We start from the raw sequence: 20,452 nt of genomic DNA, 5'->3' as shown, positions 1-20,452 counted from the left end.
ATCGGTCTTTACCCGAGTCGGCGGGCCGCTGGCCGCAGGCAAGATCGCATCACTTGTTGCTGTTATCGAAACTTGTTGCGATATTCGCATCGGTTGGAAACCTGCAGGCAAAAATGTTCGGAACGACTAATGACCAAGCTACCATTAGAACCGCGCCTCGATTCATACCGAGGATCAAAGGAAAATCTGCAGCGAAAGGCGGCCGAGCATAATGCCATGGCACGGCGGGTGGTTGATCACCTCAACACTCTAATCGCAAATGATCCCGCCGACATGCAACAATATCTCTACCACGAGATCGCTCGCGATCTTGGATTGACCGTTGAAGATGTCGCGTCAGTGGTCATGTATGGTGGCCATAACGGAATTACCGTCGGTGTCAGCGAAGATGGGCGACGAGCGCTGGCCCCATACAAAAGTAGCGCCATCCGCAGAGAGGATTCCCACCAATGAGCGAGAAGATCCAACTAGCCGACGGCGACGAAATCATCTTCAAATTCGAAAATGGCAAGTGGAAGATGCACGTGAAGTACAAGAGTGGAGGTACTTCCGGACGCTTGACGCCCTATAACTCGCTCGATGAAGCGGTTGCAGACTTAAAGCAAATGCTCGCCAGTGGGTAAGTCCACGTACTCCAGGTCATGCCAAGCGGGCAGCCACTCTTCGTTTAATCGGGGTCATGCTAAGGCCGCGTGGCCTTTTCTTCATATCCGAGTAGATACTTCAGCGCCGAAACATCCTTTCCCTCCACTGCCGCCAAGCGGTAATTGAAACGTGTTGCGATCTTCGCAAACCGCTGGCGTACCGTTTCCAGCCTAGCTTCCAGTCGGCGCGCGCAACTACGAAAGTCGCGTCAGGGTCCAGCCAACCGTCCCCGTAAAGGCTGCAGTTGTATTGATATTGAAGCTGCCGACGGCCTTGGAAGAAACCCAGAATAGCTGATTGGCTGGAATGTCCAGCGCAACAACATAGTTCGTGCTCGGCTGATTAACCGGGAAGGTGACGGTGCGCTGTGTGTTTCCAGAGAACGAAACCGTGCCGGAAAGATCCTGTGGCCGGTCGGTGGAATTGATGCGAATGTTGTTGGGGTTCGATATCGGAGTGGGCGTTCCGACGAACATGTTTCCATGAAGCTCTGGCGCAGCAAACGGCGCTTGTTGGTTGGCGTTGACAAAGATAACGCCTGCTTGGGACATAGACTCGAACCTGCAGTTTATGATCTTCAGTCCATCTGGAGCGGTATTTGCGTTGCCTAAAACGCCATTAAAATACACGCCATATGACCCGCTCTCGAAGGAAACGCCATCAATTACGATATTGTTCGAGCTATAGAAATTTGGACTCGTTCCAGGATAAATAGATACTGACCGAAGATTGCCGTTGATCAATCCACCAATAACCCGGCATTGGTTTGCAGCTCCGTCAAATAGGACGCCGAAGGGGACCAGATCGGCCGTCGTCGTGAATATCTGGGGATCCTGAACGACGTTCCAGAACGACCCGGTCGAACTATTTCCCGGAGTGCTTTCCGTTATGTAGATACCGATGTAGTTGGCGTTCGTTGTCTGGCCGGCTTTAATCACCGGCTTTATGATGCGAACGCAGCCCGCTCTCGCGAGCTTGAACGCACCGAGCACTGCATTCTTGTTCTGGTGGTCGAACGAAAACCCTTCCAGGTCCATACCACCGGAATAACCTCCCCCCGTGACGGTGAATTGCCAAATCGCACCGTTGGTCGTGAAGATCGCTCCGTGAGCTCGAACCTTGGTGCGCCACAACAGTGGGACCGTGATCGCACACGAAGTGGCGAACGTATACGTCTTGTGAGAGGCAACTGCCCCCTCGGCACCAACCGTATTGACGTAGTCGAACAGGCGAGCCCACATCAAAGCATCGTTGCCCGCATCAGTCGAGAGTTGAAACATTTCCGGGGTCACGATCGGCTCAAGCAATTTGACCCAGCGTCCGCTCGCCAGTTGGAACGCACCCGGCTGCGCGGGATCAGAGGCAACCTGGACATAGGTCGCCCCGCCATAATCACCGATCGCCAACTTCCCCCGCGTGCGAATGATCGTCTGATCAGAAGTAGCCGCCGTGTCCGCAGCAAGCGCTGTCGCGGTATCGTACGTCGGCACTAAATCTCTTCGGGTTTTAACTAGCCCCCAATATTGGCCGCCTGCGTCCTGAAACGCGCCGGGGCTGCCGTTTGTGCCCTTGATATAGGTGGCACCGCCGCCATCGCCGGCCGTGGTAAGGCCATGGGTTCGAATGACGTTCACGCCTGCCGGAATGATCGCCGCTGCGGCTAGCGTACGCGTATCGTACTGATGCGCCTGATTGCCCAGCGCGGACGCGGAAGCCGCCGCCTGATCGCGCGCGACCTCCGTCGCGGTACGGTTGAGGCTGACGTTGATGACATCGTTGATAAGCTGGTCCGGATCATAGTCAGGCGTGGAGGCCGGGATCAGGATCGCGCGATCGATCCGCTCGCTCAATTGCTGATCGCGCATGGCCGAGAGGTCAAGCGCCGCCTCGATCGTTTCCGCGAAGTATGCGCCCTGATTTTCAAGGTCAGTTTCTTGCGTGAACGGCGCATTCCGCAGGATAGTGATCTTCTGGCCAACGGCCGGGGCAGTCGTCATGGTGATTGACCCGCCACCCGACAGGCCGACGCCCGAGACCGAATAGTCCGCGCCGAGCGTCAATTCCGTCTCGATACCATTCGCGTCGGCGTGGACGACCCTGATATGTGCCTCATCGAGAATGCGGAAATCATAGTTGAATACTGTCGCCGAACCGTTCCCGATGTAAGGGCCAGATCGGTTTTCTTCGCTCGCAACGGTCATGTGGTCCTGCCAATTTCTGAGATCGGTGGGACGATGAGCCGCTAACAGTTATTTCTTCCAATTTTCCTCAGGTGCGCCCTGCCAGCGTGAACCGGTGAGGCTTGCTCCCATACCTGTGGATGATTTAGCAGATTCCACTTTCGTTGGATTGCACGCCTCCTTCCGCCCTGGTTGCATCCGCGTGCGAATTAAACCAGGGGGGAGATTAGGAAATGAAACAGATCATCTTGGCCGCCGCTTTGGCTCTCAGCGCGACCGCCGCGCATGCGCAGCTTTACGGTACCGGCTCGAATTCGCGCAGCCACACCATTTCGCCGTACGTCAACAGCCAGGGCACCTATGTCGGGAGCTCTCACGCGACGAATCCGAACAGCACGCAGATGGACAACTACTCCACACGCGGCAATGTGAACCCGTACACCGGCGCAGTCGGGACCCGGACCCCGCGATATTGATTATGAAGGCATCTGTACTGTTTGCGGCCCTCGCGACGCTGGCCGGTCTAGCATCAGCCATCGAGTGGTGGCGAGCTAGCACCGTGAAGCCAGCCGCGCCAATACCACCCGCTCCACTTCCTGTTTCCGCGCCCCCGGCGGCCGATCGGCCGCCAGGAATTCCGGCGGGTGGGATCTCCATGTTTGGCATGCATTCGCAGGCCCAACGCAGCGGCGAGATCAATAGCCGGGCAGCTTTGTATTCAGGTATCGGAGTGATGTTCAGCGGAGTGGCGTCTATCCTTGGCGCTCACGGCTACTGATGAGCCTGCGCGTGCACGCCAGCGCGCGCAGGCGGAAAATCCCGACGAGGAAAAGGCCGTCCGCTTAGGACATCGCTGCTCAGCCGTTGCCTAAATGTGAAACCTGCTTTCTACGTGGAAAGTCTATCGAAAAGACTCGCTCTAGTTGCGTTTTGCTGATCGAATTCAGATGCGTGTTGATTCGCGCCATCGCCTATCCGTGTCCTGGCTATACGCGGGGCCGCGGCCCGGAAAGGAGGTGATTGGAATGGCACGCATCGGTCGTAGCGCCATCAATGGGCGCTTCACCACGGTCAAAACGGCGCAGGGGAAACCCAGCACACACGTCGTTGAGACCATTAAAAAACCGAAGGGCAAATAGCCCCAAGTTTTTCGGCGGTGTCCGGCTCAGCCCCGGCCCGCCGTTTTTCTGTAAAGTGATTCGCGGAAAAAAGATTCCACTATTTTTTTATTCCGTTTCCTGACGCGCTGCAGTTTAGCCGGCAGCAGGGCGCTGCCGGAGACAGGCGCGCTGATCCCGCGTTACCGACCCGCCGCATCCGTCGCCAGATCATGGAGCTTCGCCGCGATGTTGGAATACCAAGAGCCGTACGCCGACCCTGCACCGTCGCCGTTGCCGCCAGCCGCTGCCGTCGCCGCGTATGCCATCAGCGTTGCGTCTTCGAACGACGGCTGACCGGCAAGGGCGTCGGTGAGCCGCCGCTGCAAAGCCTGCTCTTCGGCGGGGCCGACGAGGCCGGCCGAGGCAATTTGCCTGGCCTCACTTCGGAGTTTTTGAGCGAGTGACATTGCTAGTCCTTTCTCATTTCCATGTGCTCCGGGAAAACGATACGATAGCCCTGCGCGTAGCCTACATTTGGGATAGCGATGCCGACATTCTTCAGTCGCCTGCGAAGACGGCAAAGCTCAATTTTGAAGTCGTTATAGGTGTGGCTCTTCACGTCGAGGCCTCGATCCATCGCGGCGATGATCATCTCAGTTTGAACCGGCTGACCTTTGCCCTTGCACAGCGCACCAAGAATGCGAGCCTGCATCGGAGGGAGCTTGCAATGGTCGATCACGATATCCAGCGATGGAAAGCGTACAGCCTTCTTGCAGCACGGGCAGGAGATGGGGTCAATTTTCATGATGAACCGCGCGTAGCGTATTGTCTGAAGCCCGTTTAAACGTCAGGTCGCAATCACATCGTCAAGCGATAGCGCTGAGACGGGCTGCTTGCATAGCGCGCAACCGGTCATCGATACCCACGCCTCTTTGCCTCGGCAATCGCTTTCCGGATTAGTCTGATGTCGTTGCCCGCACCGCTCCTCTCCAGCGTGTACAACGTCCCAGGCGCGACAGTTTCGAGGTCAGCCACGAAACGACGCGCAATACCGAGATCAGCATCAGTGATACCTTCCGCATAGCAGGCGGCAAGCCCATCAGCCATGCGCTGCTCCACCTGTTCCGGCGTGGCTTCTGAGATGGTGTCGGCCTGCCGTTCCTTCACCACGGTCATCGCCTCAGCCAGATCAGCGATGTCCATGCCATGAGCCTTCGCGTCGGCTAGGACGCCATCCCGCGCGGCCTCGATCGCTCTGGAGCGCTCGCCACGGTCGTTGTCGGCGATTGCGCTGTTTGCGAAGCCGCCGAGAATTTCCGCCACTTCGTTTGCACCGCGATCGACCGCGTCATCTTTGAACAAGACGGATGCAACGTCGGGCTTGGCGGCATCGGCGGAACCGGCAGTGGACGAAGGGTCGCCGTTCGTGCCCGTTGCCGGCACCTTCACCGGCGCACCACCGTGCTCACCTGCCAAGCGCAGTTCGGCTGCGGTCTGCCCGGCCTTGAACCAGTCCGGTGGCTGCTGCGATTTCGGCGCGTCGTTTGGAAAAAGAACATGCGCGGCATTGGGCTCAGACATGAGGTGTCTCCTGAGATTGGAACTCGATCTGCGTCGCCGCCGCGATTGCTTTTTCGATGATACCTGGATCGTTGGCGATCATCTGGATCGCGATATCAATGTCGACGGCGTCAACCTTCCGGACGGTAGCTAATGCCGTCCTGCCGGCCGCCGACGCTGTCGCCTTGACAGCGGCGACGAGCAAGATTTTCCTCTCGGCTGCCGACGAGGGCACTTTCGACCCACCGCTCAGCCTAATTTCATCGACGATCTCGCCTCGGATTAGAGCGACTTTTTTGGCAATGAACCGGATAGCGACCATGACGTCATCGCCATCAAACTCCTCCATTTCAGACATCGGCATCGTCTGTCGCTTTGAGCAATTCCGACCACGCCACTGCGGCGACCACCGCGACCGGGCGTTGGTGTCGAACGTGCTTGTTCAGGCGATCGACGACCTCGCGCATCCGTGCGACGGCGATCTGGCTTATACCGCGCCTACCCACGACAGCGTCGCTGGGCTGCGCTTTGGCCTCCGCGAGAGCGCGCCAAAGATGCTGATCTACATCTAATAGATCGACAAGCAACGCATCGAACTTATCGACCAACTCATCCGCTTGGCTCGATAGCCGAATGATCTTAGCGGCATCATCGCGCGCGATCTGCAGATGATGAGCGCGCCGTTCCGCATCTCTCGCCTCGTCGGCCTCTCTCTTCTGCTCTACTGCTGTGAACCTTGCGCGATCCAATACCGCCAAGTCAGCAACAATCTGGCTGATCTGCGCATTGATGCCAGCGAGCGAGGCAACGGCGTCCTGGTCGCCGGACACCGCAGGCAGAGCAAGGTCCTGCGCCTCCTTATCCAGAGCCGCGAGCCGCTCCCGCGCGGCTCCGATCTGCGTCTCGACTTGGTAGATTGATGACGTATTCATATCAGCTAACTCCTGTCCATGCCTCAGCCGCAAGAGCGGCAACGGTCTTGCCGCCGTTCAGCCCCGGGTTTCCCATCAGCGCGTGAGCGTATAGAGCCAAGCGAATGCGGCCCGCGCGCGCGTGGTGATTTGCGGTGGGCTGCGCCTGCCGAATTTCGTTCTCAGCCGTATCAATGAGCGCCTTCGCCGCCAGGAACTGAGTGACGAGGCTGTCGAGCACGGCCGCTTGCGTCGTGATCGTTGTGATGTTCTGGGCAACTGTCGCCATTAGAGAGCCTTTCGTTCTCAGGTGGTTGGGTCGTAGTCGGTGGCGGCGAAGCCGCCGAACTGCGGCCACGGCGCCGGTTCAGGTGCACGCGGCATGATCGATTGGTACTGTTTCGGCGGCGGTGCTGGCGGTGACGGCGCGGCGGGTCCGGGCAGGCCTGTCGGCGACGCTTCCGACGCCGGTGCAACGTTCGCGGCGGGCATGGCCGGCTGTGCTGGCAAAGCTGCTGCAGTAGCGGGCGCAGCAAGCCTATCGTGCGCATTGGCACGATCCTTCGCCCGCGCAATCCTTTCGCTCAGCCCCTCGACGGCGCTGACCTCCAGCCGATCGTTGTAGAGCGACAGGTGGCGCGCAAGCTGATCCAGCGCCTTAGACTTGTCCGCTAGTTTGAGCGTAAGGTTCTCGTTGCGATCCCAACTCCAGCCGACGATCGCACGGCGCACGTTCTCAGACAGACCGGCAATGTGTGCAGGCGAGGTTATGCCGCTGACCGCATACCGCTTGCCGCCCATCTCAATGACGCCCTCGCCCTGGCGGCATTTCTCGCTGCCTGCTAACTCGCGAGCGATGCCGATCAAGTCGGCCGGGTCGTAGAACGCCATGGCGGCGATTTCTTTAAGGACGCGAGCGGCGTCGATCTCGGTTCTCTCGGATCGTTCGATCTTGGCCGCATCAATCGCGGCCTTTACCTCGGCGTTGCTCAGCAGCCGAGGCCCTTGCTTATCGGCCGTTCCCTTGGAGTAGCCAGCACGGATCGCTGTAAGCCCCCGGTGAGGGCCGCCTTCCCGGATTGTGCTCGGGCGTGAGATGATTTGCTCATTAATTTGCAAACAAATGAGCAAACGTGACGAGGGTTACGGTTCTGTCCGGTCCAGAGCGGCGACGGCGGTGGACCACTGCCGAGAAGCTTCGGATCGTGGAGGAGAGTCTGGCGCCTGGGGCCAGTGTTGTCGAGGTTGCTCGACGACATGATGTTCACCGCAATCTGGTCACGGCTTGGCGGCGGCAGGCGCGCACTGGCGTGCTCGCTTTCGAGCCCGGGCCGATGCAGCGTCAAGCTGACGAAGTCCGTTTTGCGGCAGTCTCCATTGCGCCAGAACGGCAACCGTTGACGGCACCCTCTGGGACCTGCGGTGCGATCGAGATCGAGTTCGCGGCCGGGGCTCGGATGCGGATCACGGGCGCGGTTGACGCGGCGACGCTGAGCGCAGTCGTGGCGGCGCTGACTGACGGACGGCCACGATGATCCCGTTGCCGGCCGGCGTGCGGGTATGGCTCGCGACCGGCTATACCGATATGCGGAAGGGCTTTCCGTCGCTGGCCTTGCAGGTTCAGGAGATCTTGCATCGCGACCCGTTGGGTGGCCACCTGTTTTGCTTCCGCGGTCGTCGCGGCAATCTCTTGAAGGTGATCTGGCATGACGGCCAGGGCGCCTGCCTGTTCACGAAGCGCCTGGAGCGGGGCCGCTTCATCTGGCCGAGCCCGGCCGAGGGCGTGGTGACGATCTCATCGGCGCAGCTCGGTTATCTCTTGTCCGGGATCGACTGGAGGCACCCACAAGAGACCTGGCGGCCGACCTCGGTCGGATGAGGCTTTGCGCTTCCCGGATCGTGATGGATGTGATTCCATCGCTTCGTGACCACATCTGAATCGCTTCCCACCGATCTTGCCGCCGCGCATGCGATGATCCGCGCGGAGCGCGCCGCGCGCCTTCAGGCGGAAGCGGTCGCGGCGAGCGCCAAAGCGGAAGCTGCCAACGCGAAGGCGACCGAGGCCCTGATCGGTTACCTCAAGCTCGAGATCGAGAAGCTGCGTCGCCAGATTTACGGCAGCCGCTCGGAGCGCAAGGCACGGCTCCTGGAGCAGATGGAGCTTCAGCTTGAAGAGCTGGAAGCAACCGCAACCGAAGCCGAGCTGGCGGCTGAGAGGGCGGCGGCTCGGACGCAGACCGTCAAGTCCTTCCAGCGCAAGCGCCCGTCGCGCAAACCGTTCCCCGATCATCTGCCGCGCGAGCGGGTCGTCGTCGCCGCACCGGAGAGCTGTCCCTGCTGCGGCTCATCGAAGCTATCAAAGCTGGGCGAAGATATTACCGAGACGCTGGAGGTCGTTCCCCGGCGGTGGAAGGTGATCCAGACGGTGCGCGAGAAGTTCTCGTGCCGGGACTGCGAGACGATCACCCAGCCGCCGGCGCCCTTCCACGTGACTCCACGCGGCTTCGCCGGCCCCAACCTCCTGGCCATGATCCTGTTCGAGAAGTTCGGCCAACATCAGCCCCTGAACCGGCAGAGCGAGCGCTACGCCCGGGAAGGCATCGATCTGAGCCTGTCGACACTGGCCGACCAGGTCGGCGCCTGTGCGACCGTCCTGCAGCCGCTTTATCGGCTCATCGAGCGCCATGTCCTCGCCGCCGAGCGGCTGCACGGCGATGACACCACGGTGCCGATCCTGGCCAAGAGCCAGACGGTCAAGGGACATATCTGGACCTACGTTCGCGACGACCGGCCGTTTGCTGGCCGGGCGCCGCCGGCCGCGCTCTATTACGCCTCGCGCGATCGACGGCAGGAGCATCCCACGCGGCATCTCCAAAGCTTCACCGGCATCCTGCAGGCCGACGCCTATAGCGGCTATAACGAGCTGTATGACGCCTCGCGCGCGCAGGGACCGGTCACGCCCGCACTCTGTTGGGCGCATGCCAGGCGGCAGTTCTTTGAGCTGGCGGACATCGCCGCCAATGCGAGACGCGGCAAGAACGCCACGGCGATCTCGCCGATCGCGCTGGAGGCGGTCAAGCGCATCGACGTGCTGTTCGATATTGAGCGCGGCATCAACGGCCAAAGCGTCGAAGAGCGGCTGCGGGTGCGCAAAGAACGAAGTGCCCTGCTTTTAACGGCATTGGAAGCGTGGCTGCGCGAGCAACGCGCTCGGCTGTCGAACTCGTCCGCGGTCGCCAAGCCGATCGACTACATGCTGCGCCGCTGGGACCGGTTCGCTCGCTTTATCGATGACGGGAGGATCTGCCTGACAAACAATGCGGCGGAGCGCGCGCTCCGCGGCTTTGCCCTCGGCCGCAAGTCCTGGCTCTTCGCCGGCTCCGAACGTGGTGCCGACCGCGCCGCTATCATGGCGACGCTAATCATGACGGCAAAGCTCAACGACATCGACCCGCAGGCCTGGTTGGCGGACATCTTGGCCCGCATCGCCAGCACCCCGCAAGGTCGGCTCGATGAACTGCTGCCTTGGGAATGGAAGAATACCCCTGTTCAGTCCGCTGCTTGATCGGACCATCGCGCCACGCGACTACCCGTGCGGCCCTCACCGGCTTTCAATTACCCACAAATTCTCCTCCAACCATGACGCCCAGCGCGATGTCGGTGAGGCGTGACAGCCCGCGCCACATGAGGGTATTGCCGGGCGGCGGATCGCTGGCGCGGGCGAGATAACCGCCGAGCCGGGCGATCTTGATCAGATAGTGCGAGAGCGTTTTCTGTCTTACTTTTGGTTTGTCGTTGACGAGGCGATCGAGCACGCAGATTTCAGTCGCAGTCAACGCGAGGGTTGGCGGTGCGTCTGGGGCGGAACGGTTGAGCATCGTCATCCAGAAGATCCGCCAGCTCAGGATGCAAAAGAGCGAGATCAGATTGGTCAGACGCTGGGCGGTCCTGAGTTTCGACTCCTCAGCTTTGCAGCCCGATTTGAGGATCTTGTGGAACACCTCGATCTTCCATCTCAAAGCATACCATTCGAGCTTCTCAATGGCGTCGGTGCGGGAACCAACAGGCAGGTCGGTGATCAGCTTCCAATCGATCTTCTTTCTGTTTTTCGGCGTCCCGCGCTCTTCGGCATGGATCACCGTCAGGGTCAGAGCGGGATAGCGCTTCTGCTTTCCGATCGGCGGCAGGACGCGAATCTTGCGATACCTGATCTCAAGAACGGCCTGGTCGGGATCGCCGTTGCTGTCTCTGACCCCGATGCGATGGAGCCCTTTGACGGCGACCTCGTCCATTTCGTCGGCGATCGTGTGATCCCCGTCTCCAGCCAAGCGGTCGACGCAGGTCCTGATCAGGAAATGCGTTCCGATCTCCTGTGCTGCGCAGAAAAGCTCGTAGATGTCACTCTCGCGATCACCGATATGGATGCATCGTCCCGGATGATCCAAGAGTTGCGTAGACTGCTTGAGATTTTCCAACCACCGGACGCTTTCCTTTTTCTCGATCGGAATCCGGGTCGGATTGATCTTCTTTTTAAGCGCTGCCGTCCCCTTGAATTTCTTCCGGGTCCAGAACTTAATGGCCGCCAGCCCCAGCGGCACACCCTCGATTGTAACTGCGAGGCTCGAATGCATCAGGATGCCGCAAACCGTGTGCGATCTGAGGCGGCCCGCCTTATCTCGTCCACTGTTTATGCGCTTGGTGATGCCGATCGCTTCTGACTTTTCGCGTTGATAGCTAAATTCGGTTGTGTCGTGTAGCACAAGAACGAGACCTTCAGCGGCGGCGGCACGATCACGTGTCGATTGGAAATGGCCGGCCAGAATGTCCGCTTCGCTGACCCGGTCATTAGAAAAGAAGCGGTAGGCTGCCTTGGTATTCGCCCAATCCTGGCAGACGAGCGGAATGCTTTGTCCCATGGCGCTTCCAATCTGCGTGAGCAGTTTGCGGAATCTGTCGCCGAGCCGCGCGTCCCTAAACTCGCATCCACTGGTCTCTCGATCAATCCAACATTCACCTTCCAAGGATCGCAAACAGCCTTTTGTCGATCGATCCCTTAATCTCAGCCCCATAGAGCACCCCCTCGCGAATCAGGTGCTCAGCAAGGAATCACAAGTGATTCTTTCGACTCAAGATTTCGCCGATCAGCGGATCAGTCCGAGTGGTCAAAGTTATGGGTAATTGAAAGCCTCACCGGACGGTTACGGATCGCCGCCTGGGTGGCGTTCAAATCCAGTAAAAATTCCTGGATAAATCGTTGCTGCTTTGCGGTTAGAGCCATGCGTCGAGACATGGCCCGGCAATGGTTGTTTCATAAACAACTACTGCATTTCCCTACATGTCAGTTCGCGGCGGTCGTCGGTGGCACACATTGCACACTAGTGCAGCACCTGAAATGAAGACTTCTTTCTGCAATCAACGGCTTATAATAAAGTGGTACACTTCTTTTCAAAAAATCCCAGTACGCACGAAGATATAGCCGGTTATACATCGACGTATCCGCGGCCTATATAGAGGTTTGCCCTCAGAGTGCGTCACTTGCCGATAGGCCTTTGATATCCACAAGACTTAGACAAATTGGGTGCTGCACTGGTGTGCCACCAGTGTGCAATTAACGTCACCCGGTGCGAATATGCGGCCGAACAAAAGTTGGGGCGGGGGGCTGGAATGAGAGGCGTCAATCGAATTCCGTGGTGGGTCTGGCCGATCACGGCCGCGCTCTTGATCATAGCCACGTTTAACTTGCCCTATGGATATTACACGATCCTTCGAATTGTGGTCTGTGGCTTTGCGGTGGTGGTTTTCTTTCATACCTGGGAGAACGGCACGCCCACTCGCATATGGCCGTTGACCTTTGTGGGGATGGCAATCCTGTTGAATCCGCTTGTGCCGGCCCACTTGGACCGCTCCACGTGGTTCTATCTGGACATAGGCGCGGCGCTTGTAATCGTTGCGCACTTATTCGCCGTGCGGATTAAGTCGACTTAGAAATCGGAATGATGTGAGTAGTCCGTGTCACGTCGAACCCGAACGCCGAACGCCTGATTGTGGTCGCATCGCCGGCAGTCGAACCAGTCCTGGCCCTCCGTTTTGTGCGAAAACTGCAAGATGCTGATTTTTCCTTCATTGAAGCACTTTGCGCACGCCCGGTGGTGCGGCTCCCCGCGAGATTCTGCAGGCTTCAGTTCGTAGGCAAAGGTACCGGCGCCGTAGTCCTTAAGCTGGTACCGGTTACGCTCGTCAGCCTTGCTCTTTATGGCGGCGAGTTCTTTCTCCAGTTCGTCAACGCGCTTCGACATTTCGAATTGCGCCTGCTGGGCGGACAGGATTTTCTCTTGCAACTCGATAACAGCAGCGTTCCGTGTGGCGGCGTCGTTGATGTCCTTCAGCGCTTTAGCCATGTCGAACGCTGTTTTCAGCGCGCTCGCGCCGGCCATTGCTTCACTGATCATCTCATATCTCCTCCGGATTGTGAGGACGGCGAAGCGACGCGAAGCCGCTCCGCCGACCGACTGTCATTTGCGATAGAGGGCCGGCTTGGCCTTGATACTGGGCCACAATTCGCGGATTTGCTGGCAGGCACCACGAATATCCCTCATTCGCACGCTGTGGTCCGAGGCCGGGCCGATGCGCTCACCAAGCCGCACGTCGGCGACGAAGAACAGATCGCGATCTATCGTTCCGAGGCCTCCGTCTTGCTGATCGAGCAGCATGTACATCATTGCAACCAGATACCGGGCCATGTCGCGACGGTTCTCGCCCCGCCGAGCCTTTGTCTCGTCACGCTTGCAGGCTCCGGGGTCGGGAGCCTTCGCGACCCGCAAGAGGCCAGCCCCGACGCGAGCACCGCCGCGACCGCCGCCGACCAGGAAATCCGGCTGGATCGAGACGGTAACGCCTTCGATGTTGATCGCGGGGAAGTCGGGCGCTTCGCTCAGGGCCATCCTGCGCATACCAAGGGCGTTCTCGCGCTGACTGAAAAGATCAATGATCTCCAGGCAACGCAGAGCATCCTCACGCCCCTTTGGCTTGATGGTTTGGTCCCGGGCTTTTATGGTTAACGCTTCCTTAACCCGAACTAGGGTTTCCTCCGAGCGTCGAGGGTCAGCATTGTATGCGCGTAGCGCCCGTAAAGCGTCACCATTCGCAGTCACGATCGGTGGTCGCGAAAATTTGCAATCGTGCAGCACGTTCTGCTGTCCGTTGGGGCGCATTATCAGATACTCGGCGAGCGCAGCAGCAGACATCCGCGGTTCCCGTCGCTCGCGGACGGAAGGATGGAGAACAGGACTTAACGACATGGACGAAGACCTTTCTATCGCAATTGATAACCATCGAACCCTGTGGCTGACCGAAATCTCGCGCGCCACGTTCGATGATCAAGCTCTCGATGAGCTCGGTGGAGATGGAGGTGTGTTCGTCGTCTTGGAGGATTGCGCTGAGGGCAGGTTTGAGGTGCTGGCAAAAGCGGCCTCAATTTGGGCCGGACAGAACTTGCTGAACCTGTTCGCTGCGAGCCTTCGCCGAACGCAAACTCACCTCTCGGTGGTTTCGTAATTATCGGCGTTGAACGTGCTATGTGGTCATCGTGCGCAAGACAGCCTCCGGCAGTAGGGCCTCTTGACCTTTCAGAATCAGGCGTGCAGTGATACTCCACACACGCTGAAGAAAGGCCAATACGGCCGCAGTCGTGATCGAGATGAAAGGCCGGGCGGCCTGGGGAGGATTTGCCCGGCTTTTCATTGGCGAATCAGCACCGCCGATTCGCAAGTATGATGGTGCGGATGGGCTCCGGAGTCCACGCGGGCTGCGACCGTTCCCCACATTTCGGTGCAAAAAAGTGCCTCTTAAAGGGGTTATTCACCGGCCCGTCGAGAATTCCCGTTGACCAAGCCGAACGAATCAAAGGCCCCTACCAGGGCAAGCCTACCAGCCTAATCCCTACCGCAACCGAACCGCCTGAGCGGCGGCTTATCTGTATGCCATTGGCTTTGAGGCGCTGCGAGAACGTGTTCACTGGCGGCAGAAAGCGTTCGTTGTGGCCCTCATCCAATGCCCAACCCTTGAAATTGGCGTAGAGTTTTCCGGTCGTGAGCCAACCACCGGCAGGCTCATGGTCGGCTTTGGCTGTCTGCCCTGCCAACCATTCGTTGACCGGGTCCAGCATGAGCCAGTTTTGCAGGGCTTCCTTAGAGGAAGCAGGTATCGTGTAGGTCTTGTTTCGGATCAGCCTTTGCGCGCCAGCGACGGCGAACTGAAGCAGCAAATGCAGTTCATCGCGTCGAATACGCTCCGCTATGTCAGGAATGATCTCGTCTTCCGGTATCGAGCGGTTAAATCTGACGACCACAAGACGACGCTGCAATCCACGGTCAAGGCCGCCGTTGAAACGAGGCAACGTGTTCGTGGTGAAGCAATGCAGCGCCCTGGGCGAGAAGGTGACAGCCGAGCGGTAGAGGTCGCGCCCCTCAAGCGGATCGCCGGTCACTGCTGCTTTGAATGCCTCGCCAGCGATTGCGCTAGCGGAAAGCTCGTCCGCGACATTTGCGGCCTTGCCGGCCAGATTGATGATACGCCGTTCATCTCCGAACGCTGCGGGCGGGATCGACGAGACAGAGCCGGCCGGCAAGAGACATGAGAGCAGGCGCGCGATCGTGCTCTTGCCATTGCTGGCGGTCTCGCCGAGGAACACGAAAGCCTTTGGCTGAGGCAGTCGCGTTGCTAAGCCAAGCGCTGCCGCACCCAACATCTCACCGAGAAGCTGCTGCTTTTCGGGCGCGTCATCATCGCCGCGGAATGCGCCCGAGACGAGGTTATGCAGGTACGAGCCGTCAGGCGGCTCCATGTCATCATGGGCTTTGAAATCAGCCGGGATCGTAAAGCGGAACCGATCGTCAGCGCTATGCGGCCGAAGGATTGGATCACCTGCCTCATCAAAGGTGACGACGCCGTTCGCGGCGTTGATCCCAACCGTCGTATGTTCGAAATAATCAGGCTTCCCGAGCTTCGCGCCCAACTCCGACAGGACGCCATCGATCATCCGCCGGCCGACCTTTAAGGGTGTTCCCTTGTCGCCAACGCGCGCACCATCGAACATATGAACCATAAGCCGCATGCGCTGTTCAGGTATCTCGGACCATTGGGTCCTCTCGAACGCCCAAAATCCGCCCTCGGCGCGCACAACGTGGCTGCCACGATCGCTCGACAACTCGCGGGCCAGAATGCCCGCAATCTCGACTTCGCTACCCCACACGACATGATGCGCGGGGACCATCTGGGCAAGTTGACTATCGGCCTGCACGTCGACAAGCGGTCGCGGCTGGACCGGGCCGTTGTCGTCACTCTGCTCTGGCCGTTTAAACTCATCCATCTCAGCGAGGCAGGCGGGCTTTGCCGGCGCGGCCTGCGGGCTAGTACCGACACGAGTTGCAAGCTTACTGGCGGGCGTCTCTGGCGCGGGCGATTTCGGAGGCGTCCACGGCCGGACGGTTTCGCGCATGAACTGATCGAGCCGCGCCTTGTCCCATCCATCGCGGATCGCATCAGCGGCGCTCTGGATGGCGTGCTCATCCGCGGCGGCCATGACGCGCACGGTGCATTTGAGCTTGGTCAGGATGTTCGCGATCTCATCCGCTGAACCGTCCACGCCGGGCCAGATCACGACGTTACGCCCGCGCAGCGGCGTCCAGTCGGTATGCTTGACGCCTTGCGTCCCGCCCGGCCAGGACACCACCACCCTGCCCGTCACCGTCGCCAACACGTCGCGGCTTTTCTGGTCCTCAACGACGATCGCCTGTCGGGCGTCGCCGATCGCCTCCAACCCGTAGAGCGGAAGGGTTTCAACAGGGGGATTCATCTTCGATCACCGCCTGCAGAGCAGCCGCCGGAAATTTCTGCGGCGAGCCGCCCACACATTATGCAGCACATCGTAACGATGGTGGATTTCTTCCTCCAGCCCGAGCCGCCGAACCACACCAATCAAACGCTGTTGCGTTTCCTCAGTGTCGCAGGGATGATCGATGCTGCCGTAGAGGAAATGTTGCTTCTTGAACTCGATCCGGGCCGCGCGATCGAGATCGAGCATGGGCAGAATTTGCACCGAGCCATCCCGCCGCTTGCGAGCTAGGGGATGATATCGCCGGTCAAAGACTACGAACGCACCGTCTTTCTCCGTCCAGTAGCCATAAGGAAAGAACACCCATCGCCTTGTGCGATGCAGCCTGCGTGCCTTTTCGGTGATCCGCGCATCGATTGTATCAAACGGATCGATATCGAAGACATTCCAATCGTCCTGATGAACGTGAGCGTTCATTGCGTGCCCTTACATGTTGCAAGGGCGGATCTGTTGTGCGAATATCGCAACTGCTACGGTGCGATTTCAATTAACGACCCGCCTCGGTTCAGAAATGGGCCGAGGCTTTTCGTTGCCTCGACCGGCGGGTTATGCAGCTTCGCTGGTTGAACGTATCGGCTTGGACAAGGCCGACGCGGCAAATGCGTCCAGGTCTGCGCTTGAGTAAATGACGCGGCGAGGTCCATCCTTACGGAAGACGGGCCCCTCGCCCTTACAGGCAAGCATTGCGAGAGTTGCGGGCGTGCGGCTTATGCCATGATGCTCCAACAGATAGTCGGACGCATCCTTGCGTGAAAAGTATCGAACGGCGCATTGCGAATGGCTCATCGGGAGCGGTCTCCGAAAGTTAAGATCGCGCCGAATATCAATTGAGATGGTTGTCTTTCAAAATTGGTGATCGATAATCAATGGTGATTATAGAAAACAACCATCTCCGGTCATGACTGGCGGCAACCTCAATTCTCGACCGGAGAAGCAATTTGAGCCGCGCTCGACCAGCCGCCATCCCCCCAGGATCATGGCCGCGCCGCATGCCCGCAGCGTTCGCAGCCGGCTATTGCGGGGAGTCCACGGTAGAGGCATTCTTGCAGAGGGTTGGGAGCGAGTACCCCCAGCCACGCGTTTTGGAGGGGCGGCGGAAACTATGGCTGAGGGACGATCTGGATGCAGCGATAGCCCCGGGCGTGCCAGGCGACATCGCAGAGGATTTGTGACTTTGCAGCTTCCCCGCCACGTTCGGATCAAGAGGCTGAAATCCGGCGCGACATCGTTCTATTACGAGGTCCCGACCAAATATCGCAACATGAAGTGCCCCGTACCTAGCGAGCCTTTAGGCTCTGACTTCGCGCTCGCGCGCGAGAAGGCTGACACCCTCAATGCCTGTTCGACGAATGGAACCGGCAGCGTAAGGGACAACCGATCGAGACACCGGCAGCGCCGAAGATCGGGACCGTCGATTGGCTATTCCGCGAATACAAGCAGAGCTTGGCCTACACCAAGAAAGTCGCCGTCCGCTCGCGACGAGACTACGAATGGGCCATGACCCTGCTTTGCGACGCTCTCACCAAAAGCGGTGACAGAGTTGGGTCTAGGCCGATCAGGACCATCACACCGCGAGGCGCGGACAAGCTTTATCAGAAAATAGTTATCGGCCCGAACGGGCGTCGCGACCGCACAGCCGAGAAAGTCGTGAAGTTATGCCGCAAGGCGTGGCGTGTTGTACATCGGCTGTTCCCCGACGAATTCGCAAAGGACGTGCCGAACCCCTGGTTAGGCGTCACACTCGAAAACCGGGTGAAGAAAGCGAAGCCGGCCGTCACGCGTGATGACGTCTATGACTTTGCGCACGGCTGCATCGCCGCGGGCGAGCCGGAAGTAGCCGCCGTAGCCGTGATCTGCTTTGAGTGGCTACAGCGCCCCGAGAACGTCATCGCCAGCTACATCAAATGGAGCGACTACCGCGCGCCGAGTGCGCCGACGATCATCCGGGTGGCTCATCACAAGACGGGTACCGTCGCCCCTCACCCTCTGGAGGAAGCGCTACCAGACGGCACCACGATCAAGTTCTACGCTGATGCAGAGGAAGTGCTGGCAGCAGTGCCGCGGCGCGGCGTGTCGATGATCCTGCGCGAGGTTTCAAAGGGCGTCGCCAAGCCGTTTGCCTTCCCGACGATGCAGCACAAGGTCCAGCGCATGCGAAAGAAGCTGGACCTCCCGGCGCACTTCACATTGGACGCCTGCCGGCATGGCGGCATGACCGAACTGGAGGAAGCGGAGTTGACGGACGGTCAGGGCCGCGCGCTGTCAACGCACAGGACACAACAGTCCTATGAGGGCTACGCGAAGCGCACCGCCAAGCGCATGCTATCCGCGACGCGCAAACGCCATGCGCACCGGCTGGCAGAACAGAACGAACCGGGGGATTCCGTTCGGAATGAGGCACCGGAAAGCGTTCGGAACGGCACCCCAGAACAAAAGAAGATTTCCACGTAATATCAACTGGCTGGGGCGGGAGGGATCGAACCTCCGAATGGCGGAATCAAAATCCGGCGCCAGCTTGGGTACGCACCCATGAATTTGGTCCTGCCCACGGGAGTTCAACCCGCGAAGTCCAGCGTTGAAAGCGGCGCGAGAAGGCGTAGTTTGCGATAACGAGAAGCACTTGTATCCTAGGGAGAGTAGACGGGCCTGTACTGGTGCCAGCAGCCGCTTCCAATTGAAACTTATCCCGACCCTTCGGTCTCGGAGCCCTCGCGACGGCGGTTTGGCACTTCGTTCAACAACCCGGCAAGTCGCAAGCCTTCCAGAACTCCGTTCAGCCGCTGCTCACGGATCATCGCGGCAACCATCGCAACGGCGTCCTGCAGTTGGATCGTGAAGTTCACGTGGGGCAATTGCTCAGACATCGCCTCGAACAATGTCTGCGGATTTGTGACGTGATCCCGGAGCGCAGACGCAGCGTCCTGCGCAAGGTAAGTCGCGAGATCGCCATCGGTCATCCCACCGAAATTGAAGTCATAGTGGGTACGGTCTTTTATCGATCGCCGAATCAGCTCGCCCTGCTGCTTTGCCTCCATGAACAGCAAGAACACCGCATCCGGCAGATTTTCGCGCGGCACTTTTTTCAAGGCAGCGATCCGGGAATAAATAGCCTTGCCGGCACGCTGGTTCCGCTCGAGTCGCGCCTGAGCCTCCGCGGCTTCATGCTCGCGCAGATTCTTCTCTCGCCGCCCTTTTCCAAACATTCTTGTGCCCTCCGGGCCGCGATATAGGTTGCTTCTCGCGCCATAGGAAAGATCAAAATCACCTCTGCGGGTGGAAATAGCTCCGCTGGATGCCGGACCGTGCGGGTCGACAGCCCAGGGCTGGGCAGATTCACGGTGGACAAGCCGACAACTCGGCAGCCCTCTCCGCTACTTAAAGCGGGCGTCCATCTGGGGTGATGGCGCTCGACCAGCCGTGGAGAACACGGAAAGCTTCGCTGAGCGTCGCCTAAAGCTCCCCTGACGAGCAGCACTCACCGCCCGCTTTTTACATATCTCGCTTAAGAGGAGTTCCGAGCTGGAGCGTTGGCCTTCACCCGGGAAGGCGTTGCCGAAATTGCGGCGGAGACTTCACTCGGCGCGGACTAAGGTCGTGAATGACGGCCGAAGGTCGCTTGAGGTTAGCTCCAAAGTAGCCAGTGTGACGGGCAGCCTGAAACGACGTGACCCAGCGCTACCAGGATTTAGATATAGCACGCCGTCAATCGTTTGGATCTGCGGTCGGTGCGAGTGGCCGGAAACGATTACGTCAATTCGGCAAACTGCTGGATCAATCTGCAGTTCCTGAAGGTCGTGCAAGATATAGAAGGATCGCTCCCCGAGCCGTACCACCTGAGTGTCGGGATAACGTTCCGCCCAGTCGCCGGTATCGATGTTTCATCTAACCGCAGTGACAGGCGCAATCCGACGGAGTCTGACGAGAACGTCCGCGCGACCAATGTCGCCAGCGTGGATGATATGCGCCACGCCGGCAAGCCCCTGCTCGGCCTCGGGCCGCAGCAGCCCGTGGGTGTCCGAGACGATTCCAATCCTCAGCACCGCAGCATCCATCAAGGCGCGCCTAACGGCGGTGTCCAACCAACTCGATCACGCATAACACGGCTAACCAGACGCATCGGCAATTGGAGCGCTGGTGACCTGCCACTGAGTATTTCCTCCAGAA

General features: G+C 59.2%; 24 protein-coding genes and 1 pseudogene. 9 read left to right on the top strand and 16 right to left on the bottom strand.

The features are described from left to right. Nucleotides 1-129: 129 nt before the first annotated feature. Nucleotides 130-453 carry a hypothetical protein gene (locus tag RX331_RS13570; protein ID WP_317257035.1) on the top strand — a complete coding sequence of 108 codons (324 nt, stop codon included), beginning with the start codon at nucleotides 130-132 and terminating at the stop codon, nucleotides 451-453. Further along, nucleotides 450-623, top strand: coding sequence for a hypothetical protein (locus RX331_RS13565; protein WP_317257034.1), 174 nt, complete (start codon nucleotides 450-452; stop codon nucleotides 621-623). The genes RX331_RS13570 and RX331_RS13565 overlap by 4 nt, the downstream gene beginning before the upstream one ends. A 216-nt stretch (nucleotides 624-839) precedes the next feature. Here RX331_RS13565 and RX331_RS13560 read toward each other — a convergent pair whose 3' ends face one another. Then, nucleotides 840-2,846: a hypothetical protein gene (locus RX331_RS13560; protein ID WP_317257033.1), complete on the bottom strand. Its 2,007-nt coding sequence runs from the start codon at nucleotides 2,844-2,846 to the stop codon at nucleotides 840-842. Between the two features lie 212 nt (nucleotides 2,847-3,058). On the opposite strand from RX331_RS13560, the gene RX331_RS13555 reads away from it, so the two are divergent. Next, nucleotides 3,059-3,301, top strand: a complete 243-nt coding sequence (locus RX331_RS13555; RefSeq protein ID WP_317257032.1) for a hypothetical protein — start codon at nucleotides 3,059-3,061, stop codon at nucleotides 3,299-3,301. A gap of 824 nt (nucleotides 3,302-4,125) precedes the next feature. Here the strand turns inward: RX331_RS13555 and RX331_RS13550 are convergent. The 7 genes from RX331_RS13550 to RX331_RS13520 all read right to left on the bottom strand — a co-directional run bounded on the left by RX331_RS13550 (nucleotide 4,126) and on the right by RX331_RS13520 (nucleotide 7,515). Then, nucleotides 4,126-4,392, bottom strand: coding sequence for a hypothetical protein (locus tag RX331_RS13550; protein WP_317257031.1), 267 nt, complete (start codon nucleotides 4,390-4,392; stop codon nucleotides 4,126-4,128). A 2-nt stretch (nucleotides 4,393-4,394) separates the two neighbouring features. Continuing rightward, nucleotides 4,395-4,730: a hypothetical protein gene (locus tag RX331_RS13545; RefSeq protein WP_317257030.1), complete on the bottom strand. Its 336-nt coding sequence runs from the start codon at nucleotides 4,728-4,730 to the stop codon at nucleotides 4,395-4,397. A gap of 107 nt (nucleotides 4,731-4,837) precedes the next feature. Then, nucleotides 4,838-5,506, bottom strand: a complete 669-nt coding sequence (locus RX331_RS13540; RefSeq protein WP_317257029.1) for a hypothetical protein — start codon at nucleotides 5,504-5,506, stop codon at nucleotides 4,838-4,840. Beyond that, nucleotides 5,499-5,843, bottom strand: a complete 345-nt coding sequence (locus RX331_RS13535; protein ID WP_317257028.1) for a hypothetical protein — start codon at nucleotides 5,841-5,843, stop codon at nucleotides 5,499-5,501. Before RX331_RS13535 ends, RX331_RS13540 begins: the two co-directional genes overlap by 8 nt. Next, the gene (locus RX331_RS13530) at nucleotides 5,836-6,417 is read right to left on the bottom strand and encodes a hypothetical protein (RefSeq protein ID WP_317257027.1); all 582 of its coding nucleotides are present in this window, start codon (nucleotides 6,415-6,417) and stop codon (nucleotides 5,836-5,838) included. The genes RX331_RS13535 and RX331_RS13530 overlap by 8 nt, the downstream gene beginning before the upstream one ends. 1 nt (nucleotide 6,418) lies before the next feature. Next, nucleotides 6,419-6,685 (bottom strand): hypothetical protein, encoded by a 267-nt coding sequence (locus tag RX331_RS13525; RefSeq protein WP_317257026.1) that lies wholly within the window; start codon nucleotides 6,683-6,685, stop codon nucleotides 6,419-6,421. A gap of 17 nt (nucleotides 6,686-6,702) precedes the next feature. Then, nucleotides 6,703-7,515, bottom strand: a complete 813-nt coding sequence (locus RX331_RS13520) for a terminase small subunit (protein WP_317257025.1) — start codon at nucleotides 7,513-7,515, stop codon at nucleotides 6,703-6,705. Between the two features lie 14 nt (nucleotides 7,516-7,529). On the opposite strand from RX331_RS13520, the gene tnpA reads away from it, so the two are divergent. The 3 genes from tnpA (at nucleotide 7,530) to tnpC (ending at nucleotide 9,961) form a co-directional block, all read left to right on the top strand. Next, entirely contained in the window at nucleotides 7,530-7,931 is a 402-nt protein-coding gene (tnpA, locus tag RX331_RS13515; RefSeq protein ID WP_317252346.1) for an IS66-like element accessory protein TnpA, read from the top strand. Further along, on the top strand, nucleotides 7,928-8,275 hold the full coding sequence (gene tnpB / locus RX331_RS13510) for an IS66 family insertion sequence element accessory protein TnpB (RefSeq protein ID WP_135176416.1): 348 nt from the start codon (nucleotides 7,928-7,930) through the stop codon (nucleotides 8,273-8,275). Before tnpA ends, tnpB begins: the two co-directional genes overlap by 4 nt. A 93-nt stretch (nucleotides 8,276-8,368) precedes the next feature. After that, nucleotides 8,369-9,961: an IS66 family transposase gene (gene tnpC, locus RX331_RS13505; RefSeq protein ID WP_317258116.1), complete on the top strand. Its 1,593-nt coding sequence runs from the start codon at nucleotides 8,369-8,371 to the stop codon at nucleotides 9,959-9,961. Nucleotides 9,962-10,007: 46 nt separating this feature from the next. Here tnpC and RX331_RS13500 read toward each other — a convergent pair whose 3' ends face one another. Continuing rightward, nucleotides 10,008-11,465 carry an IS4 family transposase gene (locus RX331_RS13500; protein WP_317252632.1) on the bottom strand — a complete coding sequence of 486 codons (1,458 nt, stop codon included), beginning with the start codon at nucleotides 11,463-11,465 and terminating at the stop codon, nucleotides 10,008-10,010. 80 nt (nucleotides 11,466-11,545) lie between these two features. Then, complete coding sequence (locus RX331_RS38785; protein ID WP_410708192.1) at nucleotides 11,546-11,674, bottom strand: terminase small subunit; 129 nt, start codon at nucleotides 11,672-11,674, stop codon at nucleotides 11,546-11,548. Between the two features lie 386 nt (nucleotides 11,675-12,060). Between RX331_RS38785 and RX331_RS38780 the strand changes: the two genes are divergently transcribed. Continuing rightward, nucleotides 12,061-12,381, top strand: coding sequence for a DUF6804 family protein (locus tag RX331_RS38780; protein ID WP_410708191.1), 321 nt, complete (start codon nucleotides 12,061-12,063; stop codon nucleotides 12,379-12,381). Here RX331_RS38780 and RX331_RS13495 read toward each other — a convergent pair. Further along, complete coding sequence (locus RX331_RS13495; protein WP_317257024.1) at nucleotides 12,378-12,845, bottom strand: hypothetical protein; 468 nt, start codon at nucleotides 12,843-12,845, stop codon at nucleotides 12,378-12,380. The two genes, RX331_RS38780 and RX331_RS13495, sit on opposite strands and share 4 nt — an antisense overlap. Nucleotides 12,846-12,908: 63 nt before the next feature. Continuing rightward, nucleotides 12,909-13,640 carry a hypothetical protein gene (locus tag RX331_RS13490; RefSeq protein WP_317257023.1) on the bottom strand — a complete coding sequence of 244 codons (732 nt, stop codon included), beginning with the start codon at nucleotides 13,638-13,640 and terminating at the stop codon, nucleotides 12,909-12,911. Nucleotides 13,641-13,692: 52 nt separating this feature from the next. Here RX331_RS13490 and RX331_RS13485 point away from each other — a divergent pair, with 52 nt between their 5' ends. Next, a complete protein-coding gene (locus RX331_RS13485) occupies nucleotides 13,693-13,950 on the top strand; it encodes a hypothetical protein (protein ID WP_317257022.1) in 258 nt (85 codons plus the stop codon). 355 nt (nucleotides 13,951-14,305) lie between these two features. Here RX331_RS13485 and RX331_RS13480 read toward each other — a convergent pair whose 3' ends face one another. Together RX331_RS13480 and RX331_RS13475 are read right to left on the bottom strand one after the other, a co-directional pair. Continuing rightward, entirely contained in the window at nucleotides 14,306-16,249 is a 1,944-nt protein-coding gene (locus RX331_RS13480; protein ID WP_317257021.1) for a DUF5906 domain-containing protein, read from the bottom strand. 6 nt (nucleotides 16,250-16,255) lie between these two features. Beyond that, the gene (locus tag RX331_RS13475; RefSeq protein WP_317257020.1) at nucleotides 16,256-16,705 is read right to left on the bottom strand and encodes a hypothetical protein; all 450 of its coding nucleotides are present in this window, start codon (nucleotides 16,703-16,705) and stop codon (nucleotides 16,256-16,258) included. A 1,026-nt stretch (nucleotides 16,706-17,731) separates the two neighbouring features. Between RX331_RS13475 and RX331_RS13470 the strand changes: the two genes are divergently transcribed. Continuing rightward, nucleotides 17,732-18,739, top strand: coding sequence for a hypothetical protein (locus RX331_RS13470; RefSeq protein WP_317257019.1), 1,008 nt, complete (start codon nucleotides 17,732-17,734; stop codon nucleotides 18,737-18,739). A 230-nt stretch (nucleotides 18,740-18,969) separates the two neighbouring features. On the opposite strand, the gene RX331_RS13465 is transcribed toward RX331_RS13470, so the two are convergent. Next, nucleotides 18,970-19,491: a hypothetical protein gene (locus tag RX331_RS13465; protein ID WP_317257018.1), complete on the bottom strand. Its 522-nt coding sequence runs from the start codon at nucleotides 19,489-19,491 to the stop codon at nucleotides 18,970-18,972. Nucleotides 19,492-19,860: 369 nt separating this feature from the next. Beyond that, nucleotides 19,861-20,340: pseudogene (locus tag RX331_RS13460) on the bottom strand (metallophosphoesterase family protein). Nucleotides 20,341-20,452: the final 112 nt, after the last annotated feature.

Source organism: Bradyrhizobium sp. BWA-3-5, from assembly GCF_032917985.1.
In the GTDB taxonomy this organism is placed as follows: domain Bacteria; phylum Pseudomonadota; class Alphaproteobacteria; order Rhizobiales; family Xanthobacteraceae; genus Bradyrhizobium.
Note: the sequence above shows the minus strand (reverse complement) of the source record. Positions and strands in the feature narration are given on the sequence as shown.

Excerpts from the sequence above, each read along its gene's own strand:
- RX331_RS13530 (WP_317257027.1), bottom strand. The coding sequence starts at position 6,417 with ATGAATACGTCATCAATCTACCAAGTCGAGACGCAGATCGGAGCCGCG.
- RX331_RS13475 (WP_317257020.1), bottom strand. The coding sequence starts at position 16,705 with ATGAACGCTCACGTTCATCAGGACGATTGGAATGTCTTCGATATCGAT.
- RX331_RS38785 (WP_410708192.1), bottom strand. The coding sequence starts at position 11,674 with ATGGCTCTAACCGCAAAGCAGCAACGATTTATCCAGGAATTTTTACTG.
- RX331_RS13535 (WP_317257028.1), bottom strand. The coding sequence starts at position 5,843 with ATGTCTGAAATGGAGGAGTTTGATGGCGATGACGTCATGGTCGCTATC.
- RX331_RS13555 (WP_317257032.1), top strand. The coding sequence starts at position 3,059 with ATGAAACAGATCATCTTGGCCGCCGCTTTGGCTCTCAGCGCGACCGCC.
- RX331_RS13500 (WP_317252632.1), bottom strand. The coding sequence starts at position 11,465 with ATGGGGCTGAGATTAAGGGATCGATCGACAAAAGGCTGTTTGCGATCC.
- RX331_RS13485 (WP_317257022.1), top strand. The coding sequence starts at position 13,693 with ATGGACGAAGACCTTTCTATCGCAATTGATAACCATCGAACCCTGTGG.
- RX331_RS13465 (WP_317257018.1), bottom strand. The coding sequence starts at position 19,491 with ATGTTTGGAAAAGGGCGGCGAGAGAAGAATCTGCGCGAGCATGAAGCC.
- RX331_RS13550 (WP_317257031.1), bottom strand. The coding sequence starts at position 4,392 with ATGTCACTCGCTCAAAAACTCCGAAGTGAGGCCAGGCAAATTGCCTCG.
- RX331_RS38780 (WP_410708191.1), top strand. The coding sequence starts at position 12,061 with ATGAGAGGCGTCAATCGAATTCCGTGGTGGGTCTGGCCGATCACGGCC.
- RX331_RS13565 (WP_317257034.1), top strand. The coding sequence starts at position 450 with ATGAGCGAGAAGATCCAACTAGCCGACGGCGACGAAATCATCTTCAAA.
- tnpB (WP_135176416.1), top strand. The coding sequence starts at position 7,928 with ATGATCCCGTTGCCGGCCGGCGTGCGGGTATGGCTCGCGACCGGCTAT.
- RX331_RS13480 (WP_317257021.1), bottom strand. The coding sequence starts at position 16,249 with ATGAATCCCCCTGTTGAAACCCTTCCGCTCTACGGGTTGGAGGCGATC.
- RX331_RS13570 (WP_317257035.1), top strand. The coding sequence starts at position 130 with ATGACCAAGCTACCATTAGAACCGCGCCTCGATTCATACCGAGGATCA.
- RX331_RS13545 (WP_317257030.1), bottom strand. The coding sequence starts at position 4,730 with ATGAAAATTGACCCCATCTCCTGCCCGTGCTGCAAGAAGGCTGTACGC.
- RX331_RS13560 (WP_317257033.1), bottom strand. The coding sequence starts at position 2,846 with ATGACCGTTGCGAGCGAAGAAAACCGATCTGGCCCTTACATCGGGAAC.
- RX331_RS13490 (WP_317257023.1), bottom strand. The coding sequence starts at position 13,640 with ATGTCTGCTGCTGCGCTCGCCGAGTATCTGATAATGCGCCCCAACGGA.
- RX331_RS13525 (WP_317257026.1), bottom strand. The coding sequence starts at position 6,685 with ATGGCGACAGTTGCCCAGAACATCACAACGATCACGACGCAAGCGGCC.
- RX331_RS13540 (WP_317257029.1), bottom strand. The coding sequence starts at position 5,506 with ATGTCTGAGCCCAATGCCGCGCATGTTCTTTTTCCAAACGACGCGCCG.
- tnpC (WP_317258116.1), top strand. The coding sequence starts at position 8,369 with ATGATCCGCGCGGAGCGCGCCGCGCGCCTTCAGGCGGAAGCGGTCGCG.
- RX331_RS13495 (WP_317257024.1), bottom strand. The coding sequence starts at position 12,845 with ATGATCAGTGAAGCAATGGCCGGCGCGAGCGCGCTGAAAACAGCGTTC.